Below are 24,328 nucleotides of genomic sequence, written 5' to 3'. Positions count from 1 at the left end.
AATGTACGCTTTTTACAATATTGCTGTGCTGTTATGTGGCAATTATGGCACACGCGTCTTCGTGTGCGCGCCCACAGTTGAGGGAACGGAGAGCGGATACAGTGATTTTTTACTGCATGGGGTTACAATCCCGCCTTCGCAAGTCAATATCAATTACCTGAGAGGTTTTATGCTTGATGACACGTACGTCACTGACAAGCTCAATGAGGGGGATGACGGCAGTCTCAGGGCGTGGGGAAAAATTAGGTTGGAAGACCTAAGTGCGGAGGAGTATGTACAGGAACTTGCGAAACAATTCAAAGAATTTGCGCAAAATGCGCAGCGGCCCAAGGAAGCGGAGACATCACAGGACCATGAAGCTGAAGTAGCGGAGAGTAGCCCACAACTTGCCAATATCGCCCTTCCCGGTGATGAAGGTTTTGAAGTTAATCGGTCGTTCCTAAAGGTGTTGCTGGCGTTTGTGGAGGACTTTTACAGAAGGTTTCTTTCTCCAGATACAACAGAGCATGGACAACGGCCTTATACTTTGCGGGAGAAGCGCAGAAGGAGAGTGCTCACAGAGGCGCTAATGGCCTTTCTGAGGAGGCTTGTGGACAGGAGGGTATCAAGCTTTAGGTACCTGCTTGAACAGCAAATAATGGAGCTCAGAGATGCCCTAGAGAAAGCACTAGATCCTAAAATGCGGCAGCTGCTGCAAGAGAGGCTCATGCTTTTGACCCAGCTTAAGATGCAATTGCAGACCATGGAGAGGCGGCAGGGTGCGGACCACCACATGTTTTTCATGATGCTGGTTGCGCACACTCTCGCTGGGGCGTCGTTAGATCTTCAGAGATATGCGCCTTCGATCAGCGCTTCAGAGAACTATGCCACCATGCACAGGAGGTTAGAGCGCCTTTTCGATGTTGATAGCATCGTGCACGATGGAATCAAAAGGGAAATTGGTCACATCGCTGCAGAGTTGACCATGCAGCATGGTGTGTATCATGCGTTTGCTGCGGATCGGCACGCTACTGACGGCCTTCTCGCGGGGTTAATGGGGACGGCGGGGACTAGGGAGCTTGATGTCTCGACCATGGGCAGGCTTTTCATCAACGCTAACCACGGTCTTAGCACTCACGGGCACATGCATGGACATATGCATGGACATATGCATGGAGTACACGGGGTACCCGAAGGAGGAATAATCGCCAGGCTCGCCACATTTATTGGCTTGATGATTCAAAATGTTGCCATGAGGCTCGTTATGACCGCGCGTGATGCCTTGGCGGGGACCGTTGATGCCTCAATGGCCAGGGCCAACGCGTGGAATGCCGATGTTAACCGCAACGCAGTTAACGCAGCCATATTCAAGGCGGCCAGTGCCGTGGATAGCTTTGTACGCGATAGAGGGGGGTACGAATGGCAACGTGGTGTGGCTACAGAGCATGCCGCCTACTGCACCGGCTTAGATATGCGTGGTGCCCAAGAAGGGATGCGGGGAGGGCATCCTTACGCCGAGTATAATGTTAGGTGCGCGTTTGAATTCGCCCAGGATGCGGGGCAGTCGCTCCTAAAGGGCAGTATACTACTGGAGGATGTCACAGTGCAAAGGGTCATTGAGACCGGGCCGCAAATCCAGAGATGACGTAATCATGCGCGGGTTACCAAACCAGTGCCTAGTTTATTTGCCACGAGACACAGTCATTTAGCTGAGTGCGGTGTTATGTACACCCCCAAAAAGCCCCGGCAAAAGAATTCTCGCCCCGCCCCTTGCCTTAGAGCTGGCTAACGCTCGGCGCCTTGTGCTTGCAGGCAACAACCAGTAATTCCCACGCTGTTGAGCGCTGTTGATGAAGCACCGTTTTATAGTGAAATATTGAAGCAATGTTGCTTCAACGGTCACACCGAACTCCTTCACGAGCTCTTCTAGAGTTTGCATCTCTACGAATTCGCCCATAGCGTCCAGAGCAGCTTGAGCTTCGGTCTCAGCATCGATGGCAGAAGTTTTTGGTTTGACTGACAAGTAGCAACCTTACCAGGAATAGCCGCAGCCATGGCCGCATTTACGGCCGCTGCGCGGAGATCTCTCACAGCTTTTGGTTGTCACACTCATAGCACACACCATTTGGTTAAAAATCGCCCGTAGCCTGCCACGCGGGGGGTTGTGTCAAGAAAAAGTCGCTTTAAATAATGTAGTTGCGCCTTGAAAGCCTACTAATTAAGTGGGGTAACTTCCGCCACACATACTGGTGTTGTAAGCGTGATGGCCAGATATGCAATTATGTAAATGCACATTTCGCTAGTCGCGCGACTGCGGGGCTGGTTGGTTGACAAGCGTTGCAGTTTTTACTACGCTACTCGGTAGTTTGTTGCTGGTCAGTATGGAAAACAAGCCCGATTGGTTGAGGGTGCGGATGCCGGGCGGTGCGGTCTTTGATGAGGTTACCGAACTCGTGCGTCGCTACGAGCTCAATACAGTCTGCGAGGAAGCTGCGTGTCCTAATATAGGTGAGTGTTGGAACAAACGCCACGCTACCATCATGATAATGGGTTCCGTGTGTACAAGGGCGTGCGCATTCTGTAACGTGAAGGTTGGTGTGCCGAACGCTCTCGATCCTGATGAGCCTGAGAGGGTCGGCGCTGCGATCAGTAAGCTTGGCCTAAAACACGTGGTAATAACTTCTGTGGATAGGGACGACCTTCCAGATGGGGGGGCGAGCCACTTCGCTAAGTGCGTTCGGGAGATAAGAAAGCGTGATAGCTCTGTAACGGTGGAGATTCTCACTCCGGACTTTCTAGGTAAGCCGTGCGCGATTGATATTATCGCCTCTGCGCGCCCAGATGTTTATAACCACAACTTGGAAACCGTACCCAGGTTGTATTCTAGAGTCAGGCCCAGGGCGAAGTATTTTAATTCGCTCAATCTGCTTAAGGAGGTAAAGGACAAAAGCCCTGGGGTATTTACCAAGTCTGGGTTTATGCTAGGGCTGGGGGAGTCTAAGGAAGAAGTGTACCAAGTTATGGATGACCTAAGGTGTGCTGGGGTGGACTTTATAGTGATGGGGCAGTATTTGCAGCCTACAAAGAACAACATTGAAGTACATCGCTATGTCCCCCCTTCGGAATTTGAGCAGTATAAACTCATGGCGTATGCAAAGGGGTTTTCCATGGTTGCTGCAAGTCCGCTTGCGCGGTCTTCCTACCACGCTGAGGATGACTTTCGAAAGCTTAAGGAGCTTAGGTTCGCACGCGCTAAAGTGAACGAATAGGGTTATTGTGCATTCGTAGCTCAGTCAGGATAGAGCGCTACCCTCCGGAGGTAGAGGTCGCAGGTTCGAGTCCTGCCGAGTGCGTGCCGTACCGCACATCCGTCCAGATTTGTAGTTATTGGTGCTATAGCTGTTACGGGGGCAGCATGGCTTTTGCAATGCACATGAACTCAGCCGGCGGTGTGCACGGAGCAGCGGTTTTGCGGATTGTACAGAGGACCACTAGAACGAAAAGTGATCAAATCGCTTTCTGATGAGATCGGCTATCATGTTCAAGATCAATAGTATGACAAGCAACGCCAGTATTGCAATTGCGGATATCTTAGTAAACTCAATGTTAGAGTTGTTTGCCCAGATGTATATTTGTACAGGTAAAACACTGGCAGGATCTAGAAATGTTCTGGGTAGATCAACCACAAATGCGACCATGCCTATCATGATCAATGGGGAAGACTCACCAATCATTCGCGCGACGCTTACCATGACTCCTTGTACTACGGTAGGTAGGGCAATTGGAAGCGAATGATGCATTATGACCTGCATCTCTGACGCTCCCAAGGCAAAAGCAGCCTGTTTTACAGATTCTGGTACCGCTGCAAAAGCCTGCCGGGTGCTTATAATCAAGTTGGGTAGTATCATGATTGATAAAGTCATGCCCCCGGCTAGAGCGGAGGATCTAGGAACCCCAAAGATGTTTAGGTAGACGATAAGACCGAGAACTCCGAAAATAATTGAGGGGACTGACGACAGGTTATTTATGCTAACCTCAATCATCGAGGCCAGCTTTCCCCTTTTCAGGAGTTCCTGCATGCATATCCCGCTCATTACACCCACCGGTATTGCCAAAGCCAGGCACACGATGATGGTCAGCAGGGAGCCTATGAGCGCACCCGTGATGCCCGCGCTTTCTGGGACCTTAGAGTGAGAATTGGTAAATAGTGCAGAATTAAAAAACCTTTTTATCCTGTTTTCAGCAACAAGTTTCCGCATTATCGCATCATACACCTCATTGCTGCCGGGTGTGCTGGATACAAAATCGCTCGAAGCGTTGAACCACACGCTAGCATTACTCAATGAGGTTCCCTTCTCAATTAGATGTGCAAAGTTATAATGGGCGGTCTCGCTGATTATGCTGTGCGCGATTCTTCTGGTTTCAGGGTTACTGAGGTCCACAGAATTTTGAACTATTTTTTCCAGCGCGCCCTGAATGTGCTGTATGCACACATCTCTAAACCCGCTGTCGCCCGGATCTATATGCTCAATTTGGTCAAAAGACAGCAAAATTTTTGTGGTTGTCAGCGCCTTGTACCCGTTGTTTACTATGCTGCACAATACCAAGACTAGCATTCCCACTGATATACCAAGGGCACCTAAGGACAGCACGGAGAGCAGCCTATCTTTTTTGCTTCTGATGAACACTCTTACACTAGTGCGGTGGTGTTTTAGTAGTTTTGTGAGATCTTTGTTCATAAATACAGCGCCGAAACTAAGCGTAGGCGAACTACCCCTACCGAGAAGCCAACCCAACAGGAGGCGTGCCAATGCTACATGCTTTGCAACACCATTACAAAGGATTTTATGTATGTACAAGCAAATGCGCCGGCCCACCACCGCTATCCGCATATAGTACGCTATACGCTTGCGTCCACCCCCAATGGCCTTGCGCCGCACTTGGGTGGCATGCATTTTTGGTGTTGCGCGCCATAGCTATAAGCGGGTGCGGCATACTGTATGCACTGTTTATTGTATTATTGTGATTTTTTGAGCTTAGGTGTTGAATCCGCTGCGCAGTTGGTATACATTTAGGGTTTGTTTTGCGATCGTAGTTATGTTTGAATTACCTAGCCTTCCGTACAGCAGTCTGGAGCCTTACATTTCAGACAAATTGCTAGACCGTCACTATAACGGGCACCATAAAACTTACGTTGATGTGCTTAACAAGCTGGTAGCAGGCACGGAGTTTGATGGGATGAACAATAGTGACTTAGAAGGTATTATTGTTAAAACCCACGGCTCCAGCGCTACTAGGGGGATTTTTAACAATGCAGCTCAGATTTGGAATCATGACTTTTACTGGAGGTCTATGAAGAAAGATGGGGGAGGGAACCCTCCGGCAAAACTGGCGAAAATGCTTAAGGAGAGTTTTGGCGGTGTGCAGGAGTTTGCTGATGCTTTTGCTGCCAGCGGCACCGGGCATTTCGGCAGTGGATGGGCATGGCTGCTTTATGATAGGGGTTCTAACAAACTGCAGGTTGTAAGCACTCCAAATGCAGATTCTCCTCTGTTGACTTCTGGGTATTACCCTCTGCTTACCATGGATGTTTGGGAGCATGCTTACTACCTTGACTATCTAAACGTTCGCAAGAAGTATGTTGATGTATTTCTTGAACACTTGATAAACTGGGATTTCGCATTACAGAGGCTTGAAACCGCGGGTGTGTGACAGGAACAGGGCTTCTTATACTAGTTAATCATTTTATAATTTTTTGTTGCTAGAGTCTGTGAAAAGTCACGTGTGCCTGTTTTCGGTGGGGTAATGTCGTCCGGTAGCGTAAAGACGGATCAGCTGTTTAAAGGGCTCACAAGGCCCACTATGCTTTTCGGTGTAAGCTATACATTTGCGATACTGAATTTCATGATCTCTATCATGCTTTTCATGTACAGCAACGACTTTAGAGTGTTGCTCGTTCTGGCCCCGGGCATGCACGCCATAGGCTTCGCTGCATCTGCGAAAGACCCGTTGTTCATGGATCTGTTTGTCATCAAAATGCAAAAGTGCAGCAAGTGTCTTAATCGTTTCTATCACAATGCCAATTCTTACGATGTGATGTAGCGGATGTTGAGACTCGGGAGAACTGCAGCAACTACTAAGAAGAGGGGGGTTGTTGAGAGGGAATGCCACGAGGCCCATTTTCTGCCTTACTTGGAACACTGGAATAGCACAACCCTTATAACCAAAGATGGTTGCATGCTGAAGGTTATCAAGCTGTCTGGCTACGCGTTTGAAACCGCGGATGATGAGGATTTATCTATACAAAACTCTATCAGAAACCAGACGCTCCGTAGCATGTCCTCATCTTCGTTTGGTCTATACTTTCACATCATAAGACGCAGGAAAGACGCGTTCTCTCATGGTTTTGCAAGAGGCAAGCTATCTAACGCCTTTGCTGATGCTGTGAATGTCCAGTGGCGCGAAAAACACATGACGAAGCCGTCATTTGCAAACGAGCTATACATAACGGTCGTCAGGGATGGGGGTAAGAAAAGCACCGAGCTGTTTGTGAACTTAATGAAAAAGTTCAGCAAGAAGGTGACCAGCGAAGCCTGGAAGAATGACATGCGTGCCATCTATGAGGACTTAGAAGAGGCGACAAACCGGGTGGTGACCAGCCTCCGTAACTATGCGCCCAGGGAGCTTGGTATCAGGCAAACGCCCTCGGGGGACTTTTCGGAGATTATGGAGTTTTTGCTCCAAATTGTAAATTGCGGCACGGTGCACAATGTTGCTATGCACCTCGGAGATATTTCCCGGCACTTGCCCATGCACAGATTGTATTTTGGCCACAAAGTGGTGCAAGTTGTTGGGCATGATGAGTCAAAATATGCGGGGCTGATAAGCTTAAAAGAATACGGCCAAACCACTTCTGCCGGAATGTTAGATGCGTTTTTGCAACTGCCATACGAGTTTATTATCACGCAGTCTTTTAAGTTTACGAACAGACAAGCCGCAATAACCAAGATGCAGATTCAGCAAAATCGCATGATTCAATCTGCCGACAAGGCGGTTTCGCAGATCTACGAGATCTCCAAGGCGCTGGATGATGCGACAAGCGGTAAGATCGCGTTTGGGCTCCATCACCTGACGGTTTTGTGTATCGAAAAAAACCCGAAAAACCTGGAAAACGCACTATCTCTTGTGGAGGCTGAGCTCTCTAACTGTGGGGTATATCCTGTCAGAGAGAAAGTAAATCTGGAGCCCGCATTTTGGGCTCAACTTCCGGGCAACTTTTCATATGTTGTGCGGAAAGCGGTGATTAGTACGCTGAATATGGCTGGTTTCGCGTCCCAGCACAACTACCCCATCGGCAAAAAGTTTGATAACCACTGGGGGGAGGCGGTCACGGTTTTTGACACCACATCTGGTACTCCGTTCTTCTTCAGTTTCCACATACGTGACGTTGGCCATACGGCAATAATAGGCCCAACTGGGGGTGGTAAAACAGTGCTGATGAACTTTCTGTGTGTTCAGGCAATGAAATTCTCTCCCAGGATTTTCTTTTTCGATAAAGACCACGGTGCGGAAATCTTCATCAGAGCCCTAAATGGCATCTATTCAGTTGTAGAGCCCAGGGGCAATACCGGGTTGAATCCGCTACACTTAGACGATACGACCGAGAACAGAACGTTTCTCATGGAATGGATGAAAGTGCTGGCGACCACGCTCTCGAGCGACCTAACTCCAGATGACATACTGCGCATAAATGATGCCATAGAAGGCAATTTTAAGCTCAGGAAGGAAGACAGGATGTTGCGCAATCTTGTGCCTTTTTTGGGTATAGGGGGTGCAGATACCCTAGCTGGGCGCATGATGATGTGGCATTCCGAAGGTTCACATGCGGCACTTTTTGATAATGAAGAGGACCTACTAGATTTTACTAAGTCCAGGGTCTTTGGGTTTGAGATGGGAAATTTGCTCAAGGATCCGGCGGCCCTCGCCCCTACTTTGTTGTATTTATTCCACAAGATTAGCATATCGCTCGACGGTACGCCCTCGATAATAATCTTGGATGAAGCGTGGGCGCTGATTGATAACCCCGTGTTTGCGCCCAGAATAAAAGACTGGCTGAAAGTACTAAGAAAGCTCAACACCTTTGTGATATTCGCTACACAAAGTGTTGAAGATGCAAGTAAAAGTCAGATCAGCGATACATTAGTGCAACAAACAGCAACGCAGATCTTTTTACCCAACCTTAAGGCTACCAGTGCATATAGGGATGTATTCATGTTAACTGAGAGAGAGTACTCCCTGATAAAATACACAGATCCTGGGAGTAGGTTCTTTCTGGTAAAGCAGGGTGTCAGCGCCGTGGTCGCGAGGATAGACCTTAGGGGTTTGGAAGACACCATAAATGTTCTATCAGGGAGGGCGGAGACAGTACTGATGTTGAACGAGATAATAGAAAAAGTTGGTCGTGACCCGAACGTGTGGCTGCCAATTTTCTGCCAGAAGGTTAGAAATGCGTAGAGCGGTCAGGGCAATAGCACTGATGGTCCTATTTGTGTGGCTGCCATTTGTGCCGCATTATGCCGCATATTCTGATGAGCCTAAGAAGGAGGAAGAGAGTGACCGCTTGGTGAGCTACAGATACGCCGAGGCCACTAACCCCCGTTGTGGTGCTGCGGCCACGGTAGCTGAAGTAGGTGCTAAAGTTATAGGTCCGTCGCTGGGGCTTATGATAACCGGCGCAGTATTAGTAAAGATACCCCTTGGTTGGACCACCAAGGCCGGGTTCGCGCTAATTGCCTCAAATGTGGCGATTATATCCGCAGCTGTTGCCGCGTCCTCGGCATATTTTGTCTGTAATTGGAGCTTCGTACGCCACCCTGTTTTGCGCTTCGAGGAAGGAGAAACAGTAACGGGTCAAAGCGGCACCCCAACGGTGCTGACGCAACACACCTCTGATACTGGTGACACGAACAGTTTCAAAATTGGAAATTACAAGGAGTGCGAGAATCCGCATGCGCCAGATGCGTCTGTGAAAGCAAAGTGGGAAAGCAGCAGCACGTCAGGTGGCACAGATGGATGCTCCAAGGAATTTGCCGATTTGAACAGTTATTTCGCGTGCATTGCACCGCAGAAGAGCTTGGAAGTAGCCAAAACGCTGGAGCCCGTGTGTAAGGATAGGAAGTTCAAGAAAGTTGATCACTATGCGTGGCCAAAGAATCGGGTCTCCAGCTCCCGCTACATCGAAGTCTGCTATCGCAAACCGCTTGCAACACTATTTGCAGGTGCGTACAGGGCGCTGAAAAATCAAACGAAAAGCGAGAGCTATACTGAACAAATAAAAAAGGGAGCCTATCCGCGTGAGGGCACATACGGTGACGAGAGCATGCATAAAACCAAGCTCGCCATTTCTGGGGCTGGAGGTGACAACATTGGCGCACACGTAGAATGTAAGGTGCTTTGGGCTGGAAAAGAGGAGACTATACATGATGCCCAATTTCGCGCTGTTGAGCGGGGCGATAAGCTCTGCGTGGATGCGGTGAGCGTAAGTAAGTTACCACTTATTCCCAGGCCGGAGATAGGCTGTCAGATGCGTCCTAATTCGCCCCCGGTTCCTATGTGCGAGAAGTCAGAGGCAGTAATGGGTGAAGCAGACACAGAAAGGGCTGGTAAAGTTGTCAAATACAACAATGAAAAATGCTACAGTTGTTACGTGGACCAGGCATGCCAAGGCACTGCTTCAGTGTACACGAAGTCTCCGTTTCCTGTTACCTCTGTGCTTGTAAACTGCATAGTTGGATCTTTGAAGAATGTGCTGGACCCCACTAGTGGTGGTGGCCAAAAGTGTGCGCACAAATCTGCTTCGGGGCCAAACCCTGGATTCCTGAAGGTGGCACAGAAGAAGCTCAAGAACGCTGTTATGGCTGCGTTGATACTTGCACTGATTTTGTTCTCGATCAAAGCTATGCTCGGTGGGGTGCAGAACGCATCTGAACTGTATATGACGGCGATAAAATTTGCCTTGGTTGTCTACTTTACCCAGGGTGATGCGATGAGCAAGTCATATGACTACCTGACAAAACTTTCGATTGGTCTCTCAGACATTGTGCTGGCTGCCGCCAATGGGGGGCAAGACATTTGCAACTACAAGACAGAGACTTACGATCAGAATTTCCGATACCTGGTGCCATGGGATAGGTTGGACTGCAGGATGATGTTTTACCTTGGTAGCCAGCTCAATGGGGGGACAGGGACCGGCGTTTTACTGACTGTGTTCCTTTGTGCCGGTCTGTTGATACCCGCAATCCTCATAAACGCCAAGGTGATAATATGTGTTGTAGCGTTCTTTGCGGTGATGATGCTGATATTTACCGTGATATGGTGTGTGTATGTGTTCCTACTGTCATTAATCGCCCTTACGGTTCTTACAATCATATCCCCCCTCATGATACCCATGTGCCTTTTCCAGGTTACCAAGGGATTCTTTGATGGGTGGACCAGACAGCTTATGGTGTACTCTTTGTATCCGGTAATATTGTTTTCGTTCCTGTCGCTGATGTTTACTGTTTTTGACAACATATACTTTGGGGAGTTGAAGTTTCAGCAAGACGACATAACGATAGGCAGCAGTAAGAGGGTGAACTTTAAGCTTACAGACCCTAAAGCCTGCGATGACCCGAAGATGGACAGCAATCTGGCATGCATGTTTAGCACAGTAAACTTCCATACAAAACCGTTGGTGCTTGGGCTGTCAGTTACAAGTCCAGAGTTTAAGGAGACAACTGCTGCAATTTGGACCAAGCTTGGGGTGTTTGTACTTGTAGGGTTCTTATTCTATCACTTCTTGTCTTCCATATCTTACATCGCCGGGGAACTTGCGGGAGATCCGAGGGCTGGTGTTATCGGTTCGGGTAGCTTCAATCCTAGAGCGCTTGCCGGTGGGGCTATGGGTGTCGCTTCCAAGATCAGCAACTATGCTTCGGGCAAGATGTCTGATGCAGGAAGCAAGATGATGGATCGCATGAAGGGAGGAGGCCAGGCAGGGGGTGGTGGATCCGATAAGGTCTCGGGTGGCAGCTCCCCTAGGAGTAGTAATGCAGGTGCCGGTACAGATGCTGTGTCTGGAGGATCATCTGGGACGTAATGTTTATGATATGGGTTGCTATGTTGGCATCTGCCTCATTATTTACTGTTGATTGTTTTGTAACGCTTCTGCGCTGCAAGAACACGTTTGTCTAGTCGTAAAGTGGAGAGCTTGCGTCGTGCTGAGGATTATCCCGGTAGTATTTCTTATGCTTCTGTCAGGGTGTGGCTACCACGGCTGTATGTCTCAGCAAGATGCGATGAATGACACCGTAAGAAGCGTGGTATACACGAACCCAAAGCAACGTAGTGACGGCACGAAGGGGCAATGGGTGAAGGTGGATTTCCCTGTAAAAGATAAGGACATAACGCTAGAAATAGAACACTACAACGTGGATTTCTGTCACGACGCGGAGCTGCCAGAACTGAATCTGGAGGCGTCTCCGGGAGATGATATCACTCCGGGGAAGGAGAAGAAATTCACTGTGCAATTTCCAGTGAAGATTATGCCGAAGGAAAAAATACGGTTTTCGCTCGTTCCCATAAGGAGTTTTACGGTTGACGACGCTATATGCCGGAACCTGGATGAAGACATATATGCTGCGGATGGAGAGGAGTGTAAAAAGAGAGATATAGGGCAGCAGCGCGTAATAAACTTTAGTCACAAGTTGGTGGATAAGCACGGCTTTATGAACGCGTGGTACGAAGTGCCAAAAAATACCATGGCATCCCCATTTGTTACGGGTTTTCGCCCTCATATAATTCCCGGAAAGTCGGATGAAGCATCGCTGAAGAAAGACTTTCCAGAGACAAACAAGGAAGACCAGAAGTATTTGTGCTATAGCGATTATGATATAGGGAATGAGGCCAAGGGTACAAACGTATCACAAGGATCTGCTGCTACTGCGGTAGCCGCAAAATGTGAGGTTAAATGTTTGCCCTTTGGTAAGTATGGCTACCGGCCGGGCAGCAAAGAAGTGCCGACGGGTTGCTATAGAGTGTGCGTGGATTACAATAAGCAAGGAGCCGCTAACACTGCGACTGCTGCCAACACCAATGACGAAGAATTAAACAAGGTTTTGACCAAGGTGTATCAGGCTCGCACCAGATATATGCGCGCAATGGACGAGCTTGCAGCCAACGAATATTGTGGCGTACTTAAGACTGTGCAGAGCTCCACAACAACTACAGAAAATCAGAGTGGGCATAACTCACCACCGAAGAAGGACTACCATGCTTACCATTTGCTGTCTTATGACAAAGGTAACAACGTACTGGCGACCGTTCTTCCGTTTGTCAAATTTGGCACACAGACATTGCATCCTTACACATTTAAGCCTGCTGACAGCGCGCAGAAAAGTAATGAAAGCAGCATTTTCGCCTCCCCCGATTCAAAACAAAAGACCGAAAGCGGTGATACGATCACATCGCAGATTGGTAATCTACCAACCAAAGATGACGCGGTCAAAGCGGGGTTTAAAGATATTGAAAGCTATCTAGAACTTGACCGTGACTACACAGTTGACGAGCCTATTAAAATTGCTGACAGTGAAGCTCACACGTTTGTACTAACTCTGAAATACCCTGAAAACGGACATGGCGGGCAAAACACTGGGAAGCCTAACGAAAAGATTCTTGTGGGCAGCTATAGACTTAAGGTCAAGAAAGATTGCGGCGCTCACCTGGAAAATAGCCTGTACTACACGTTTTCCGAGAGTTATCCGGAGTATGAGCCGGGTAAGGATACCGGCGGCAAATCGAAACAGCTGGACTTCATGAATAAAAGCGAAATACGGATTGAAAAAACTAGCGCAACGGGGGATTTGTATTATGGTGTGCGCGACAACGGTGATGGAGAGTCAAATAATATAGGGCACTTCGAGATTAAAGCCATAATTTCCAAAACGCCCCCCAAGTTTTTTTCTCATATTGTGAAGTGGACAGAAGAAAGAGTGCGTTCCGCGCTGTACGGCAATAAAGACAAAGCTGGTGGGCAGGAAAGCGTTGTAGCCAGCATGTACAGGCACATTAGCACGGATGGTCCGTTCAACAGGCTTGTGAATGCATTGCTGATTTTATATGTGATGGTCAGCGCACTTTACTTCTTTTTGGGGTTCTCCAGGGCGTCGATCTTCCAGTTGTTTATCATCTTTGCAAAAGTCATAATCGTGGTGTACGTAATACGCCCGGACAGCTGGACCTTTTTTAACGATCATCTGTTCAAATTGTTTACAGATGGCCCCAAAAGTTTGATTGCCGTCATGACTGGTGGTGTTGGAAACACCGATGATTTTGGATTTATGGATGGCATACTATATAGGTTTTCGGTCTCGCAAACGTGGATTCAGCTGCTAGCACTCATATTTTCTGGCCCTGTGGGGTGGCTCACAGTGGTGCTAATTTTCTGGGGGCTGTTCCTCCTGGTGGAATGCATGTTCAGTGCGGTGGTGATATACCTAATATCCATTATGCTGATAGCGCTGTTGTTGTGTATAGCGCCGTTCTTTTTGATATGCGTGCTGTTTAAACGTACCAAGGCGATATTTGATGCTTGGATAAAGGTATTGTTACAAACTGCGATGCAGCCGGTTTTGATCTTCTCTTGCGTTGCCGTGATGGTGCAAGTAGTCAACAGTGTAATATATGCGATGCTCAACTTCCAAGTGTGCGAAGCTTGCGTTTTGTCGCTAGACTTGAAAATCGCCACTTTGTGCGTGCTACGCTTTCTTCTACCAATGGGAATAGTCCCGATCATGCCGGTTAGCGATGTTGTAAGGGAGTTATACAATACTGGAGAAACGATCCTCATAGGAATACCTGGCCCGCTATTTAACGTGCTAATTTTTGTGGCCGTGGCCCACGCTACTAGGGACTTTGTGATCACCAGTGGTGAGATGTGTAGTATCATGTTCGGTGCGTTTACCAACCTGTCCGATGTGGGTGGAAGCGCAGCGCAGGCTCTGTTGAGCGTAGTTGGAATGGATAAAATGACTGGACATATGGCGGAACAGCAGAAACATCAGTCCGCGCTCTTCTACAGAGGGGCAGGTGCCGGACGCGAGGAGAGCTTTGCTTCCAGACTCATGCCTACTTCCCCAGTGGCACAGACTGGTGCCGGTGCACCTGCCAAGCGCAAGCCTATTGTTGTCCATCCTGCTGATCCTCCGGCTAGCTTTTAGATGGTATAGGGATGTTCAGGTTACTGCTCATTGCGTTGGTGTTGCTAATCTCCGGCTGTGGTGGGGTGTGCCTAGAGCCTGGGAAGGGCGTGAGCAGCAGCTCTGTTGAAGTAAAGGTGCCAGTGCAACCACCTGGTGCTTCCAGGCAGAACCCAGCGACCTATTGGGTGAATTCAGGTTACCTTGTTAAGGAGGATACCGAGCTAAAACTTACGGTTGAAAACACTATCAGCCTTTGTCCCAAGGATGCCAGCACTCCGGCTACGGTAAAAATGTTTCCCGAAGATTTGACGTCTTCCCGCTCCGAGCACGAATTTTATGATACCCTGCTCGATGTTGTAGAGGGCGATCGGGTGACCTTCTTCCCATTTCTTTATGATTTGGAATTTCCATCTTGCGAGAGGATAGGAAACGAAGAAAGCTTTGTAATCTACTATGGAAATAGTGACTTTTACAAGGACAAGGAGTGTAAGCTGGGTGTTAACTCGAAGGATATATGCTCTTCCGGCGCCTATGGCGGCTCAGCGTCACTGTACTACAAGGTCCTGAAAAATGGCAAGACAGAATGTGAGGAGGTGCGTGAAGGTATTGAATTGCCCAAGCTTGGGGGCAGTGATGTGCAAACTCCGCGTCTTGCGTTTCCTCTGGGCTACCTATCGAAGATTACGAGGGATGACAAACAGGGGGTTTTGAAATCTAACTCAAAGTACATGATCGCTACTGGGCGCATTCATGATGGAAGGACAGTTAAGATTAGTGGCCCACCAGAAATAACGACAGCGCTGTGCACGGAGCTGAAGAAAGACAAGTGCATTACCAGGGTGATGGAGGGGAGGAGCCTTGCTGATCTCAAGCAGAACCAAAACCCAGGGAAGTATGAGAAGGGTGTAGGTTGCAACAGTACGCAGCAATCTGGTGGTAGCCAGACCAAACCCGACTATGATGCCCTGCTCAGGGGGTATACGGAGTATGACATAAGCTGTAATTGTGATCTGATATGTGCACCCTCAGATCAGGTGAACAAGGAGGACTGCACACGCTCCATTGTGCGGGTTATGAATGGTAAAGTCATGTGCCCCACAACGAAGCCTAAGAAAACCATACAAGACAACACGACGATAGATTTTGAGCAGAATCCCGATGCACTTAAAGATTATTTGGATCTGCCAGCAGATGTAAACGACGTTAAAAACGCCGCTTACGAGCTCGCTGAAGGTGCGGTTGCCGTTATTACCGATAAGGGCAAAGACATAACCAAAGACTGTAGCGGCAGTAGTTGTACATTTCTTCCCGAGGAGGTAAAGGATCTCTCCGGAGCTGGAAAGTTTAGTGAGCAAAGCCTCAGGATGCACAAGAGTTATGAGGTGAAAAAAAGCGGCAGACTGTTCCTCTCATATATCAAACCTAAAAATAATAGTGGCACTTCTGTCCGGAGTGATACAAGTAACAAAGAGGAGATGCAGGGCTTTTATACGCTAAAAGTCCACAGGACGTGTTACGCGACCGCGGGCAAGAAGCTGTACATGTACATAGGGGAAAACGCACCAACATTTTTGCCTGGTAAAAATGGTAGTAACGATGCCGTGGAGCTTGATTTGGAGAAGGATGGTCTGAACCCCAAGGGTATATACTACATCAACAAGAAGAAAGACGGTAATAATGGCAGTAACGGCAATAATGGTATTAGCGGCAAGAAAGGATATTTATACTTTGGGATAGCCGTTGATGCAGAATACGACAATCAGCTCAAAGATAGTAACCACCCGGATAACTATTATTCAGTACGGCTCTGGGTTCCCACCTGGGAGCCAATAATTTCCAAGTTTTTTGCGCTCCTGCAAGGCACCCTACTGAACATACTGTATGGCACCGAAATGTCGACTACACAGGGTGTTGCAGACGTTGACAAGGTTGACAACATAGCATCCGCGGTTGCGAAATCTATTAAGGAAAACAAGAAGGGGGCCATACAGCAAATATACAGCAATCAGGTGACGTCAAAGCCCTTCTGGATGCTCATCCAAGGGGTGCTTACCTTGTACCTCATGTTTTCCGCATTGGGGTACATTATGGGTGTGATCAAAATTACCAAGTACGATCTCGCCATAAGAGTTGCAAAGGTGGTATTCCTGGTGTGCGTGTTCTCACAGGATAGCTGGAGATTTTTCAACGAGCACTGCTTCAGCATGTTCATTGGAGGAGTGTCAGACATTATTGAGGCGTTCAATGGGTACCTAGATGGCGATAGGTCGTTCAAGTTTTTAGATGCAACCTTGGGGATACTTCTGACCTCAGAGCTTTGGTTAAGGCTTCTTGCCCTAATAGCAGCAGGCCCTGTTGGTTGGCTCGCGTTTGTTGGGGTGGTTTGGGCATTAATAGAGTTCTTCCTGGCCATGTTTGAAGCCATGATCATGTATTTGTTCTCGATCTTGACCGTGGCATTTCTAATCACCCTGGCCCCGATATTTTTTTCCTTCATATTGTTTCAGCGCACCCGACAGCTGTTCGATGGGTGGCTTAAGATGCTCATGAATTTCTCGCTCCAGCCGATCATCATATTTGCTTCGCTTGCGTTTTTGAATCAAATGATCCTGACCAGCTTGCATGCAGTTACCGACTTTACCGCCTGTGAGAACTGCGCTATAGGCCTTAACATACCTTCTGACGACCCCGGTACTCCTAACAGGCCAGATATATGCCTGCTGCCGGTCATGTTGCCTATAGGCTTTTCCAATGAGCTTTCTATAGATGATAGGCACCGCGAGGGACTCGCTAGGGAAGACGTAGGATTTATGGGCCTGCCGTTCGGTGTTGCTATTGCCATGATACTCATACTATGCTGCAAATCTATCAGGGCGTTTGTGAAGATTTCTGAGACTCTGGCTCACTCAATATCTGGTAGTGTTGCTAGTATAACGGCGAGTGCTATGGGGGCTACCCAGGGCATGCTTGGGGTCGTAGGCCTAGATGCTGCCTCACAACAGCGGATTGCAGCAGCCAGAGGTATGGTGCCGCCAGGAGAAGAGAAGCTGCAGTTCGAAAACAGGGATGGCGTGCGACCAATGCAGGAGGGTGCCGATCCGAAATTTTCAGAGCCCGATGGGGGCGGAGATACTGCGGCCCGTGCGGCAGTACAGGGCGTTGACGGCTCTACTGTCCCGGATGCCGGACCCGGCTATGATACCGCTACTGGGGCTAGTCAGGATAGCGACAGTGTAACTGGTGGTGGAGCGCCGAGAGTAGGGGTGCCAGATGTGACTGATTTCGGTGGGCCTGGTGGCGGGGAATTACCACTTATGGGTGATCAGTCAAGTGATATGGTTCAAGGTGCTACTTCGGGCGGTGATGAAGATGTGAGCAGGTCTGGAATTCCGGATGATGTCGGTGTAGCGCACTACGAGGAAGTGGGTGCAGATGCGCCTATGGGGCCTGGCGGAGAGGGGGCCGAGGACGATTCGTACGGGAGAGACATGCTCAGTGGTGCCAGCGATGATGAGCAATCTGGGTTGCATACTGATTCACAGTTTGATGCAGGCCCTGAATGGGGGGATGAGCCATCACTTTTTGCGGGCGCAGATGTGCCGCCAGCTGGTGATACTGGTGCTGCGGACTCAGAAGAGCTCAGACATGGTGCCCAAGATAGTGGTGCCCAAGATAGTGGTGCCCAAGATAGTGGTGTACATCACGAAGATAATTTGGATGATCAGTCCCTAGAACAAGGCGTTGGTAGTTCCGATTCTAGCGATTCTGGTGCTGATACGGACGAAATGGACCGTGCCGACACCACATCTCACGCTGAATATTCTGAATCTGATATAGGTCAAGATGATCAACAGCAGGGCCCTGAGGAGGCATCGGCGGATCATGTGCAGACTGCCAGCAGTTCGGAAAATACTGAACAGAGAGACGATTACAGTCATCAAGCTTCCCAGGGATATCAGGCTGAGTTTGTTGACCATCTAAGTGATGATACTGGGGAGGATACAGATGACTCTACAGGTGGGCGTGTAGGTATAGCAGGACACCCTGTAGATGGCGCTGCGGACGGCTACGACAACGGCGATGGGAAGGTCATTGAGGAAAAGTTAAACAAGAACCCGGATAATGACACTCCTGCAGGAGAAAAGCAAGACAAGGAATAGGCGGTCTATTGGTCTGGGAAGCATGGTTACTATTGCGAGGTCAGCTGTAAACAAATTCCTCAGACTACTGCCGCTGTGCCTGCTTGTTGCATCATGTGGAAGTGATGTACCGTTTCCCCGTTGTGTGTCCGCGGACAACTTTAACAGCAATACTACTGCTTCTGTATCGGCTTATTACGGCCCGGGTAACGTGGAGGCGTTCAAAGCTGACGATGGGCAGACAGGTAATGCAAGCACTCCGGGAGCAAATAAGCACATGGTCCGATGGAAGGACACGGGGTTTGTTACTGATGGGGAAGAGATAGTAATAAGCATACAGGGAGCATGGGTTCCCTGGGCTAAGCATGGCGAAAAACACAGCTCGCCATTGGCGGTAAATACTGGCATATCAAGGCCGGTGGACCTAAACGACGAATTTTACGATTCCGTGGTTGATGTAGGTAGGGTGTGCGGCCCTTACGAAGAACGCAAGCACAGCGTGAGCGGTTGTGAGCTTAACTGTAAACACATACCAGCGACTGATGATGAAAATACGGGGCGATACGGGAGGCCATGCTGGCTGGAAAAAGGGTATGGTGCGTATTTGCTGTTCAAACGTCCGGAGGATCCAGATCCGAACTCCACCCTTGATTTAATAGAATACCCCGTGTCTCCAACCACTCACTTGGGGCACGCAGCTGCGGGTGAAGGCAAGGAGGTGTCCTACAGCTCTGGCGGAAAAATATTCGGTAGTGACTGCAAGTCTATTGATCCGCAAAGAGGGTGGAAAATTTACGTCAAAATATTAGACAATTACTACTACGACAACGCCGGTGGTTACAGTTTGGAGTTTAAAAAAGGTGTCATCAACGGCAAAGGTGTCAGGATATTTGAGTATGTGAGAAAGCTAGTCAGAGATGAACTAGACAAGGCTGGGAAGCAGATATTCGGAAACATTGTAGAAAACAAGGGGTTCAGGACCTTCGCATTTGCGGTAATAACCTTGTTTTTGGTCATCTCTGCGCTGGTGTACCTACTTGGGATGGTGCAAGCACCTCTCGCTGACACAATGGTCCGGATACTGAAGATTATCCTGGTAATATTGTTGGTATCTCCCGGTAGTTGGGATTTCTTCCATAATCACCTTCTGAAGCTGTTTACAGGGGGCGTTGACCAAATTATAGCACTAGTCAATAGTCACGCCGCTGGGCAGAAATTCAAGTCCGACGCTCCGTTTGACTTTATGGACGTGATGATTGTGGACAAAATATTCTCCACCGTTGTGTGGGAAGCCAAGGCCAGAGCCCTCATCATGGCGGACTTTGCCTCTATATTTGCGTTGCTGATAATCATAATAGCGGTAATTTGCTACGTAGCCCTGTGCCTCTACGGCTTTATAATTTACCTTACCGCATTTGTGGGGATCACCTTCCTAATCGCGCTGATGCCTATAATGTTTATTGGTATCCTCTTTTCCAGATTCAGAAGCCTTTTTGATGGATGGTTAACGCAGTGCATTAGCTTCTCGATGCAGGCCATACTGATGTTTACCCTGATCGCGATGTTTGGCTCGCTCATAATGCACTACTACTACAGGATTTTCGGCTTTACCGCCTGCTACAACGAGGTGCTGCACATCAAATTTTATGCACTTGGGCACAGAATTATCGATCAGAAATACTACGAGTGGACTCCCGGGCAAAAATACGATCCTATACTAATTGGGTGGAGTGGGTCTTCAAGGAAGGGTGAGCAAACCGACTCTGGAACTTCCGCACGCTATGTGTTTACCGGTGGCGGCGCTATTATTAAGGTTCCACCAGACTACAAAGATAGGGATTTCCGCTATGTGGACTTCCCGTTCCTAGATCCGGATGCTAAAAGTTCTGCGCCTCCAGGTGGGGTGTCTCCTATTAAGAGTCAGGATGGCGAAAAGCTGGAATCTCTAACTTCCTTGACAAATTCGCTCATCGCCAGTGCACGCGGCACATCAACTGCCAGGTTGGTAGAGAAGATAAAGAAAGAGCTAGAAGAACGCGTGAAAGATAAAACCGTGACGAGCGAGACGAAGGACGAGTTTATTAAGGTGATCGAGGAGAGAGAGAAGGAGGACGCACAAGGTAAGAAGGACGTCAAGCAGAAGTACACGGATCTCAAATTCAAAGAGAAGTTGGTGACAACACTGACCACCAAATTGATAGGTACTAGCACGGTGCTCAATCCTACGTCTGCTAAGGATCTTGAAGAGCAGCATGATTACAACATAATCAAGGATCTCAAGAAGGGTTACATAGTTATGTGGCCTGAGGTGTTTGGGCTCATCCTGGTGGCGTTTCTTGTATGGCAGATGAGAGCCTTTGTGCAGCATGTTGCGGTTGTGCTTGCTGGCGGTAGTATACTGTCAAGGACTGTGGCGTCAATGTACAGTGACGGGTTTGTCAGGATATTCTCTCATATCCCAGTTGTTGGTACGCTGATAGATCGTGTAGATAGGGGTATAGATGGGCTCAGAGTCTTGATGCGGGCAAAGGCGGGGGATTTGGCTTCTACTGCTACCAGGATGCCAGAAAACTTGCTGAAGAGGGTGCCTATAGTTGGTGGAGTACTTGGCACGGCTGCCCACGGTGTGAGGTCGCTCTCCAGTGCGCTCACTGCTTCACACACCGAAGAGGATTTGTATTCAATGCGGTCAATTTCGCCCAGATTTGACTACGCTAGGGCGTGGGTGGGCGCCCATTTGGGATACTCACCACTAGATGCGATGAAATATCTAGGTGGCCATGCGCTGGGCCGTATTACGGGTTCCGAGACTGAAGGGTTGATGCACAACATCGTTCAAGATAGGGCAGCATTTTTGAGCAGTCTGGAAGCGCTTACTATTGGAGTTGAGAAGTACAAGCCCAGTGGGTACGCACCTGCGCAAAAGGACGATGATGCGAATCCGTTCGTGCGTCCTGACTTGAAAGATGGTACACAGGGCGCTGATACCCCCAGCAGCAGGCTATTTGATAGCGATGGAAAGTTGCATGTCGATAGGGAAAATTTCTGGGATGCAGTTGATACGCTCCATGGCCTTGGTGCGTTACGTGCCCGTGCGGAGGATCCCGAGGTGCGGGATAGAATAGACGAAGACATGAACAAGCTCAGAAGTGAGATCACTACAGTGGCTCAAGAAAGGCCTGGGGAAGTTCCAGAGCTTGCAGAGTTTGTTGCACCTTCGGGTGACGTCGACTTTGCGCGGCTGATGGAGCATTCCCTTGCTAGGCATGATGCGACAAGGGCAGACGGAACCCATCCCGCTGAGCCCGGTCATGAACGGGGTGCCGGAGGAGAACAGGGTGCAGATGATGAGGCTGCAAGGGCAGGTGTTTCCGAAATGGTTGATGATGTTTTACAGGCACCTGATACTGTTGATAGTGAATCTGGCGATTCCATGGAGGAACGGAGCCGTGATACCGAGTCTAGTGCTCTGCGTGATGCAGTGGATGAGCAGCGTGAAGTTGAAGCAGGCGACGTAGACGAGGTGCAGGCCCCACCAGAAGAGGAGGGCACTTCCAGGACTCCTACGGACCGATTCGAAGATGTGCTTTCGGGTAGCGAAGGAGCCGCTACGGAAGATCTGGCGGGGGGGGTTGTGCCTGAAGGTGAAGTTGGTACACGGACGACTGCTCCGAGTGATGTGCAAGGTGAGCCGCGGGAAGCTGAACCTGATCCGGACTATGATCCCGCTCCAGATTATGATCCCGATCCGGACTACGATCCTGAGCCAGATTATGACCCTGATCCGGACTATGATGAATTTTTCGACGCTTCTCAAGACATGCTTGCGGATGGCGAGGAAGCCGCTGCAGAACCCGCAGAAGGTTTGGCGGTGGAAGCTGTGTCTGAGGATGAAGTTGGTACGCGGGTGACTACTCCGAGTGATGCGCAAGATGAGCCGCAGGAGGTTGAACCTAGGCCAGACTACGATCCTGATCCAGATTATGATCCCACTCCAGATTATGATCCCGATCCGGACTACGATCCTACTCCAGATTATGACCCCGATCCGGACTACGATCCTACTCCAGATTATGACCCTGATCCGGACTACGATCCTACCCCGGACTATGACGACGGGGCTTCTGATGCTGGTCAAGGTGCGCCCGCAGGTGATGAGAAAGCCGCTGTAGAGGGTATAGCGGCTGGGGCTATGTCTGAGGGTGAAGTGGGTGAGGATAGGAGTCTGCCCCTCACAAAATCCGATCGGGGTAGGAGCGGTACTTCAAGCTCAGAAGGTGGCAGAAAATCCAGCAAGAAGGGGTATGAAGAGGACGAACACGACTGTGGGGAAGAACAGCTCGGTTACGGCGATGTACACGGGGATGACTACGAGGATGCTAAGGAGTCTGGCCCGCAAGTTGGGGAAGAAGTGTACCAGGCGTACACCAGCAAAAATGGACTTGAAGGAGAAGAAGGATCGGGTGAGGGCGAACATGAGGGTGCTTCTGCAAGTTCTGGTGAGTCCGCAGCAGCGGAAGCTGCAACGTATGCAGCATACAGTGGCGGCACCAAAGGGGAGGGTGGTGATCTGCAAGAAGTGCTTGACGAGGTGCTTTCGCAAGGGATTGCAGCCGAAAGTTCTGCGGATCTGGCCGATGACACTGCGGTAAGTGATGATATGGCTGAGAAGGCAGCGGTCTTGCACCAAGACACCGAAGAAGCTCATACACATGCCGCCCAGGATGAAGGTGGCGTGAAATATGATGTTACATATAGCGCGGCTGAGGGTGCGTGTGCGTGGGCGGAAGCTACGGGAATGTCAGGCTACCAAGATGATACCACAACAATCTCTGATGAGCAGCCAGAAGAAGCCGTAGAGGGAGCTACAGAGGTTGCTGAGGCTAAAGATACAGAACAGCAAGACAAAGGCGCTACTGACAGCGATGATGCGGATGACGAATTTGAAGATGCTGTTGACGTTGCGGAAGCGGGTACAGAAGCGGATGTAACACTCGCTACGCTTGGCTCGCACCGTCCGGAGATTGGTGGCAAGGTGGCGAGTGCAAGCCAGTCAACAGGTAAGCATACAGGGTCTGGTGGGGCTTCCAGGAGACAGCAGCAGGAGGAGCGCAGGAGGCAAATGTCCGCGCTTCAGGAGAGGATTGTGGAGCTGCAAAAAGCTTTAGATTCGCCCAACGTTACAGAGACCGACAAGCAGAGTATTGAGGCTGAATTGTCGACCTTGAAGGCCGAACTGGACGGTCTGGGTGGGTCTTCTCAATAGGCCTGGGTGGATAGCTATTCGCTGACTTCCACTAATGACACGCCGTGGCACCCGTAGTTGCCGTGTGCTTCAAGCGCAAAAGCGAGAAAGTCGGTATCGAATCTGACTAGTACATCAAACTCAAAGTCCGCGTGGATGGTTGCATTATGTGCTGGTGGCACAGCGAACGTGACGACTCCGCTATTGTAGTCTACGCTATAGTCCCTCTCGTATTCCTGCGATACCTCACCTAAAGATACTTTAACGGTACCAACTACCGGTCTGCTAATCTTGCGTACATAGGAATATTGTCCCGCGTGGTAGCGCTTGACCAGCTGAAAATTCAGGCTTTTGCCATCACCCACTCCGATATTTTGCCCAGTTGCTGTGTAATCAGACCAGTCTTTGAATCTGAAGGGTAGGGCTTTTCCCCTGTGTGCATAGAAAAAGCTAATCAATGCACTGCACTGATCACTGGATGCGGTGTTGTACGCCACGTTATACCTATTGCGCGAATGCGTCCAGTTAACTTTGCGCTGCTCTTTTCCGCCACCGAGTTCGGAAATGACAGTAGAAAAAGTCGGTCCTCCCATGGATCCGTATGATATGTTCTCAGGGAATTTTGCTTCGTTGTTTGGCACATAAGACTCCACTCAGCCTTCGGAAATTTTATCCCCCTTTGCGGCGGGAGGTAATCACTTTCTGTGCTGCATTATGGCGTGTAGGGA

General features: G+C 49.3%; 12 protein-coding genes and 1 tRNA gene. 10 read left to right on the top strand and 3 right to left on the bottom strand.

Translation table 11 applies throughout. From position 1 onward, the window contains the following. Positions 1-169: 169 nt before the first annotated feature. Positions 170-1,624: a hypothetical protein gene (locus AMF_RS08090; RefSeq protein ID WP_225348986.1), complete on the top strand. Its 1,455-nt coding sequence runs from the start codon at positions 170-172 to the stop codon at positions 1,622-1,624. 60 nt (positions 1,625-1,684) lie between these two features. Here AMF_RS08090 and AMF_RS08085 read toward each other — a convergent pair whose 3' ends face one another. Then, the gene (locus tag AMF_RS08085) at positions 1,685-2,002 is read right to left on the bottom strand and encodes a hypothetical protein (RefSeq protein ID WP_035017987.1); all 318 of its coding nucleotides are present in this window, start codon (positions 2,000-2,002) and stop codon (positions 1,685-1,687) included. A gap of 358 nt (positions 2,003-2,360) precedes the next feature. On the opposite strand from AMF_RS08085, the gene lipA reads away from it, so the two are divergent. Together lipA and AMF_RS08075 are read left to right on the top strand one after the other, a co-directional pair. Then, a complete protein-coding gene (lipA, locus tag AMF_RS08080) occupies positions 2,361-3,248 on the top strand; it encodes a lipoyl synthase (RefSeq protein ID WP_029209728.1) in 888 nt (295 codons plus the stop codon). Between the two features lie 9 nt (positions 3,249-3,257). After that, positions 3,258-3,332 (top strand) — tRNA-Arg (locus AMF_RS08075). 138 nt (positions 3,333-3,470) lie between these two features. Here AMF_RS08075 and pstA read toward each other — a convergent pair. Beyond that, complete coding sequence (gene pstA, locus AMF_RS08070; RefSeq protein ID WP_010265025.1) at positions 3,471-4,934, bottom strand: phosphate ABC transporter permease PstA; 1,464 nt, start codon at positions 4,932-4,934, stop codon at positions 3,471-3,473. Between the two features lie 142 nt (positions 4,935-5,076). Between pstA and AMF_RS08065 the strand changes: the two genes are divergently transcribed. The 7 genes from AMF_RS08065 to AMF_RS08035 all read left to right on the top strand — a co-directional run bounded on the left by AMF_RS08065 (position 5,077) and on the right by AMF_RS08035 (position 23,621). Then, on the top strand, positions 5,077-5,691 hold the full coding sequence (locus AMF_RS08065) for a superoxide dismutase (protein ID WP_010265022.1): 615 nt from the start codon (positions 5,077-5,079) through the stop codon (positions 5,689-5,691). Positions 5,692-5,784: 93 nt separating this feature from the next. Beyond that, positions 5,785-6,081 (top strand): type IV secretion system protein VirB3, encoded by a 297-nt coding sequence (locus tag AMF_RS08060; protein WP_010265020.1) that lies wholly within the window; start codon positions 5,785-5,787, stop codon positions 6,079-6,081. Positions 6,082-6,084: 3 nt separating this feature from the next. After that, positions 6,085-8,493, top strand: coding sequence for a VirB4 family type IV secretion/conjugal transfer ATPase (locus tag AMF_RS08055; protein ID WP_010265017.1), 2,409 nt, complete (start codon positions 6,085-6,087; stop codon positions 8,491-8,493). Beyond that, positions 8,486-11,116 carry a TrbL/VirB6 family protein gene (locus tag AMF_RS08050; RefSeq protein WP_037349350.1) on the top strand — a complete coding sequence of 877 codons (2,631 nt, stop codon included), beginning with the start codon at positions 8,486-8,488 and terminating at the stop codon, positions 11,114-11,116. The genes AMF_RS08055 and AMF_RS08050 overlap by 8 nt, the downstream gene beginning before the upstream one ends. A gap of 118 nt (positions 11,117-11,234) precedes the next feature. Continuing rightward, the gene (locus AMF_RS08045) at positions 11,235-14,234 is read left to right on the top strand and encodes a TrbL/VirB6 family protein (RefSeq protein ID WP_241759948.1); all 3,000 of its coding nucleotides are present in this window, start codon (positions 11,235-11,237) and stop codon (positions 14,232-14,234) included. Between the two features lie 11 nt (positions 14,235-14,245). Further along, the gene (locus AMF_RS08040) at positions 14,246-18,376 is read left to right on the top strand and encodes a type IV secretion system protein (protein ID WP_012659011.1); all 4,131 of its coding nucleotides are present in this window, start codon (positions 14,246-14,248) and stop codon (positions 18,374-18,376) included. After that, positions 18,339-23,621, top strand: a complete 5,283-nt coding sequence (locus tag AMF_RS08035; RefSeq protein ID WP_012659010.1) for a type IV secretion system protein — start codon at positions 18,339-18,341, stop codon at positions 23,619-23,621. Before AMF_RS08040 ends, AMF_RS08035 begins: the two co-directional genes overlap by 38 nt. A gap of 14 nt (positions 23,622-23,635) precedes the next feature. Here AMF_RS08035 and AMF_RS08030 read toward each other — a convergent pair whose 3' ends face one another. Then, positions 23,636-24,253: a DUF2460 domain-containing protein gene (locus AMF_RS08030; protein ID WP_010264990.1), complete on the bottom strand. Its 618-nt coding sequence runs from the start codon at positions 24,251-24,253 to the stop codon at positions 23,636-23,638. Positions 24,254-24,328 lie beyond the last annotated feature (75 nt).

It is taken from the genome of Anaplasma marginale str. Florida, from assembly GCF_000020305.1.
GTDB classification, from domain to species: domain Bacteria; phylum Pseudomonadota; class Alphaproteobacteria; order Rickettsiales; family Anaplasmataceae; genus Anaplasma; species Anaplasma marginale.
The sequence above is the reverse complement of the archived record's forward strand: the minus strand, read 5'-3'. Positions and strand labels throughout refer to the sequence as shown.